This is a genomic window from Sphingopyxis sp. (assembly GCF_036402335.1).
Classification (GTDB): domain Bacteria; phylum Pseudomonadota; class Alphaproteobacteria; order Sphingomonadales; family Sphingomonadaceae; genus Sphingopyxis.
Genome location: NZ_DASWTD010000300.1, coordinates 1 through 5617, shown reverse-complemented (window position 1 = coordinate 5617; position 5617 = coordinate 1). Strand labels below are relative to the sequence as shown.

Annotated in this window: 6 protein-coding genes; all 6 read right to left on the bottom strand. The window is 66.4% G+C overall.

Translation table 11 applies throughout. The features are described 5' to 3' along the window. Nucleotides 1–442: SMC-Scp complex subunit ScpB (scpB, locus tag VGD20_RS09315; protein WP_331134174.1), on the bottom strand; the 442-nt coding region annotated here is incomplete at its 3' end. Then, entirely contained in the window at nt 439–1224 is a 786-nt protein-coding gene (locus VGD20_RS09310) for a ScpA family protein (protein WP_331134173.1), read from the bottom strand. The genes VGD20_RS09310 and scpB, both read right to left, overlap by 4 nt. Before the next feature lie 7 nt (nt 1225–1231). Further along, nucleotides 1232–2239: a beta-N-acetylhexosaminidase gene (gene nagZ, locus VGD20_RS09305; protein ID WP_331134172.1), complete on the bottom strand. Its 1008-nt coding sequence runs from the start codon at nt 2237–2239 to the stop codon at nt 1232–1234. 108 nt (nt 2240–2347) lie between these two features. Continuing rightward, on the bottom strand, nt 2348–3118 hold the full coding sequence (locus VGD20_RS09300; protein WP_331134171.1) for an SPOR domain-containing protein: 771 nt from the start codon (nt 3116–3118) through the stop codon (nt 2348–2350). After that, the gene (argS, locus tag VGD20_RS09295) at nt 3118–4845 is read right to left on the bottom strand and encodes an arginine--tRNA ligase (protein ID WP_331134170.1); all 1728 of its coding nucleotides are present in this window, start codon (nt 4843–4845) and stop codon (nt 3118–3120) included. Before argS ends, VGD20_RS09300 begins: the two co-directional genes overlap by 1 nt. A gap of 136 nt (nt 4846–4981) precedes the next feature. Then, a partial coding sequence (locus VGD20_RS09290; protein WP_331134169.1) for a hypothetical protein occupies nt 4982–5617 on the bottom strand: 636 nt, incomplete at its 5' end.

Here is a 5617-nt window from a genome sequence, read left to right as displayed (position 1 = left end):
CGGTCGTCTTGTAAATCAATGGCCGCCCCGGAACCTCGCGGCGTCCCGCCGGCGCGATCCATTCGGCCTCCATCAGCACGTCGAGGGTGCCTTTCGAGGTCTGAACGCCGCGGATCGCCTCGATCTCGGCGCGACTCACCGGTTCGTGATAGGCGACGATCGCGAGCACTTCTGCGGCTGCACGCGACAATTTGCGCGGGTCGTCGCGCTCGCGGCGAAGCAGGTGCGCCAGATCGGCGGGGGTCTGAAAATGCCAGTGCCCGCCGCGCTCGACGAGTTCGATTCCGCTTCCCGCATGGCGCGCGGCGATCGCCTGGATAATCGCGCGCACCTCGCCCGGCGTCATTTCGTCACCCAGCCTGCCCGCAACCTGCCGCGCATCGAGCGGTTCGTCGCTGGCGAACAGCATCGCCTCTATCGCGCGTTCAAGATCGTCGATCATGCCCCATGCCCCGCGGTTGCAGCCTTCAGATAAAGCGGTTCGAACGCACCGTCCTGCTTCAGGTCGACACGCCCCTGCCGCGCCAGTTCGAGCGCGGCGACAAAACTCGACGCGATCGCCGAGCGGCGCAGCGGCCCGTCATAATCGGACGGCAGGAAATCCGACAGCTCGGCCCAGTCGAGCTTCACCCCGATCATCCGCTCGAGATGATGAAGCGCGGCATCGAGCGTAATCACTGGCCGCCGCGAGACCATATGGACGACAGGCTCGCTCCGCAGCTTGACCTGCCCATAAGCCGACAGGAGGTCGTAGAGGCTGGCGTCCCAGCGCCGGACCCGGACATCGCGCAGCCCCTCGGGCCTCGCGCGAAGGAAGACGTCGCGGCCGACGCGGTCGCGCGCGAGCAGCCGTGCTGCGGCCTCGCGCATCGCCGCGAGGCGTTGCAACCGCAATTGCAGGCGCAACGCGAGTTCGTCGGGCGACGGATCCTCAAGCGGGTCCTTGGGGAGCAGCAACGCCGATTTGAGGTAGGCCAGCCACGCTGCCATCACGAGATAATCGGCCGCAACCTCGAGCTTCAGCTCGCGCGCTTCGGCGATGAAGGTCAGATATTGCTCGACGAGCGCGAGGATCGAAATCTGTTTGAGGTCGACCTTCTGGTTACGCGCCAGCGCGAGAAGCAGGTCGAGCGGACCTTCCCAGCTTTCGAGCGTCAACAGTAACGCATCGTCACGCTCGGGCGCTGCCGCTGCAATCTCGAAGTCGAGCGGCAATTCGTCCATCGGCGGCTCAGGCCATAGCCAGCAGCGCGTCGCGCTGGTCGACGAGTGTGGCGAAGGCCCGGGCATCGCCGACGCCCGAAATCCGGTCCATCGCGCCTTCGAGGCGCGCGCGAGACACGGTGCTGATCGGATCGAGGGCATTCGCAATCCCGATCATGTCGTCCATCTTCCCCCAGCAATTGAGCGCGATATCGCAGCCCGCCGCGACCGCATCGGCGGCGCGCGAAGGCACGTCGCCCGACAAAGCCTCCATGTCGAGGTCGTCGCTCAGCAGCAGGCCGTGAAAGCCGATGCGCTGGCGGATCACGCTGTCGATGACGATCGGCGACAATGTCGCGGGGCGATCGGCATCCCAGGCGGTAAAGACGACGTGGCAGGTCATTGCCATCGCCGCATCGCGCAGTGCTGCAAAGGGCGCAAGATCGGTCTGGAGATCGCGGTCGGGCGCGGCAACGACCGGCAGTTCCTTGTGCGAATCGAGCAAAGCGCGGCCATGTCCGGGAATGTGCTTGACGATTCCGACGACGCCGCCGTCCTGCAGGCCGCTCAGGATCGCGCGGCCGAGTGCGGCGACGCGCATGGGCTCGCTGCCGAGCGCGCGGTCGCCGATGACGTCGCTGGCGCCCGGCTGCCGAACGTCGAGCAGCGGCAGGCAATCGACGGTGATCCCGACCTCGGACAGCATCGCCGCGAGTGCCATCGCGTTGAGCCGCGCCGCCTCGATCGCGCTCGCTGGCGCGCGTTCATAAAGCGCATCGAACGCCGCACCGCTCGGAAAAACAGGCCATTCGGGCGATTTCATCCGCGCCACGCGCCCTCCCTCCTGATCGATCAGGATCGGCAGATTGGCGCGTCCGTCGAGGCCGCGCAGATCATCGGTCAACCGCCGCAGCTGGTCGCGATTTTCGATATTGCGCCCGAACAGGATATAGCCCGCGGGATCGCTGTCACGAAAGAAAGCGCGCTCGTCGTCGGTGAGGGTCAGGCCCGACAGGCCGAAAATAGCCGGTATCATCGTGCGTCAATCTCCATCGATCGCCGCCCCCTCACGCGGCAACCAGCGCAGGCAGCATGCCATAGTGGCAACATTGTACCAACGGAGTCTGCGGCCAAGCGGGCCGAATCAGCGAACGACGACGCAATTTTCACCGGCAACGCGCAATTTCCCGCACAAATTCGCGGCATTGGCCGCGGTTCCGGCCGATACGCGCAGGCGATAGACCGTGCCGCTGCCGACCTTGGCGGGCGAAACCGACTTGTTGAGTTCGGCGAGGTAAGCGAAACGCTTTGACAGGCTGGTCCACGCCTTCGCCGCGGCGGCGTCGCTGCTGAACGCGCCAAGCTGGATCATCGCGCCGCCCGTTGCCGGCTCGGCCTTTGCAGCGGATTCGGCCGCCTTGACCGACGTCGCGGCGGGTACGGCTTTCCCCTTGTCGGCGGGCACGGCCTTCGCGGCTTTGGCAGCCGCAATCTTGTCGGCCGCTGCCTTCTTTGCCGCGGCCTCGCGCTCCTGCGGGGTCACCGCGGGCTCTTCGGGCATCCGCGTCGGATCGACCTTGCCCGCAGGCTCGGCGCCTTCGCTGGCGGAGAAGCTCGCATCGCCCTCGCCCTCAAAGGTCTTGGCACCGTCATTCTTGGGCGCGACCTTATAGTCGCCGTCCTGCGCGGCGATCAGCTCGCCCTTGCCTCGCGCACCACCATTCTGGACCCACCACAGGCCGCCAAGCACGGCACCGATCAACAGCAGGCCGCCGAGCACCATAACCAGCAGGCGCGCGGGCGATACCTCGCCATCTTCCTCGAATCCGTCGGCAGCTTCGAGCCAGGGCAGACGATCGTCGTCGTCGAGCCCGAGACCCGTATCGCCCTGCTCGGCATTCCTGTCGCCCGCCATCAAACCATCTCCTCGAGCGCCTCTACCCCCATCAGGGACAGCCCGTTGCGGACAACCTGCCCGATTCCGTCGGCCAAATAAAGGCGCGTCGCAGTCAGTTCGGGATCATTGTCGAGCACGATCCGCAGGCCGGGATCGTCGTTGCCGAGATTGTACCAGGCGTGGAACGCCGCCGCGACATCGGCGAGATAGAAAGCGATCCGGTGCGGTTCGCGCGCCGAGGCGGCCGATTCGACGATCCGCGGGAACTGCGCGAGCAGTTTCACCAGTCCCAGCTCATGCGCATTGAGCCGCGCCGGTGCCGGTGCGGGAAGCCCGATCCCGGCGTCGGCGGCCTTCTTCCGCAGCCGCGAAATCCGGGCATTGGCATATTGCAGGTACCAGACGGGGTTGTCGCGCGACGCCTCGACGACCTTCGCAAAGTCGAAGTCCATCTGTGCGTCGGCCTTGCGCGTCAGCATGGTGAAACGCACCGCATCCTTGCCGACTTCGTCAACGACATCGGCGAGCGTCACGAAATTGCCCGCGCGCTTCGACATTTTGAACGGCTCGCCATTCTTGAGCAGCCGGACCATCTGGACCAGCTTCACGTCGAAGCGGGTTTTTCCGCCGGTGAGCGCAGCGACCGCAGCCTTGATCCGCTTGACCGTGCCAGCGTGGTCGGCGCCCCAGATATCGATCAGCTCGTCGGCGTTCTGGCTCTTCTGGAAATGATAGGCGAGGTCGGCGCCGAAATAGGTCCAGCTGCCGTCCGACTTCTTGATCGGGCGATCCTGATCGTCGCCGAACTGCGTCGAACGGAACAGCGGCAGCTCGACCGGTTCCCAATCCTCGGGGGTTTCACCCTTCGGCGCTTCGAGCTGGCCGTCGTAGACGAGATCATGGTCGCGCAGCCATTTTTCGGCGGCGGCGGGTTTGCCCTCTGCCTGCAGCTCGGCTTCCGACGAAAACAGGTCGTGATGGATGCCGAGCTTGGCGAGGTCGGCGCGGATCATGTCCATCATCGCGCTGACCGCCTCGGCACGGAACAGGCCGAGCCACGCGCTTTCGGGCGCGGCGACGAAGCGGTCGCCATATTCGGCGGCGAGTTTGCCCGCGACGGGGATCAGATAATCGCCGGGATAGAGCCCCTCGGGGATCGCGCCGACATCCTCGCCGAGCGCCTCGCGATACCGCATGTGTACAGAGCGCGCGAGCACATCGACCTGCGCGCCGGCATCATTGACATAATATTCGCGGATGACGCTGTGCCCGGCATATTCGAGCAGCGCTGCGAGTGCGTCGCCGACGACGGCGCCGCGGCAATGCCCGACATGCATCGGCCCGGTCGGGTTCGCCGAGACATATTCGACGTTGACGGTCCGCCCCTGCCCCATCGTCGAGCGGCCATAGTCGCCGCCTTCGCCATGGATCAGCGCCAGCTCGTCGCGCCAGCTGTCGTCGGCCAGGCGCAGATTGATAAAGCCCGGACCGGCAACACTCGCTTCAGTCACCTCGTCGAGCGCACCGAGCTCGGCGACGAGGAGGTCGGCAAGCGCACGCGGGTTCATGCCGGCGGGTTTGGCCAGCACCATCGCAGCGTTGGTCGCAACGTCCCCATGCGCGGGGTCGCGCGGCGGCTCGACGCTGATCGCCGAGCGGTCGAGACCGGCCGGCAAGGCATCGCGGGCGGCAAGCGCATCGAGCGCGGCGCCGATATGGTCGGTAAAGCGGCTGAACAGGGTCACGGAGCTGGGCCTATCTTCGATCGGAGAAAAGTCTTGCGCGCGCCCTATCGCAGCTTGGCGCACGCGAAAAGCCCTGCGTCACCGGGCGGCGCGCAGGGCGTGAAATGGCGAACGGCGCCGCAGCGCCGCCGCACATCTATCGTCGGACGTTATATTCGAGCTGTTCCTGCGTCAGCTGAAAGCCGACAAGCAGTTCGAAGCTGGCGCGCTGCACCGCGGCGCGCACTTCGGGGAGGCTGAGCGGATCGACCGCCGCGTCCTGATCGCCCGCCTTGCGCTTGCGCGTGATGCGCTCCTGGATGTCGGCGGGCAGCGTTGCCGCAGCGCGCTCGACATAGGCCGACGCTTGTGCTCGGCCGGTGCCGCGCACCTGTCCCTCGGGGAAGGTTACCGCGACGTTGCCGAGCCGTTTCGCGACCACCGCGGTGCCGCCCTGCAACACCGTGGCATAATAGGGCAGCGTCACCGTGCGCGCCGGGCCCGCCTCCCGCCGCGTCGCGACGACGTCGAAATTCACGAGCTGGTACACCTTCTCGCCGGCGGCATCATTGCACTGCGGCACCACATTGGTGATCGCGGCGACGACATCGATGGCGCTCGCGTCGCGGCTGGTCGCTGGATCGAACAGGGTGACATCGCCGGTGTGCAGCGGCACGGCCACCGCCGGGCAGGCGCTGCGCGTCGCGGTGATGCCGACGCCGCCCGCGACGTCGATTTCATTGTCCTTTGCGCAGCCCGCCACCGTCGCCATGGCTGCCGTGCCACAGAGCAC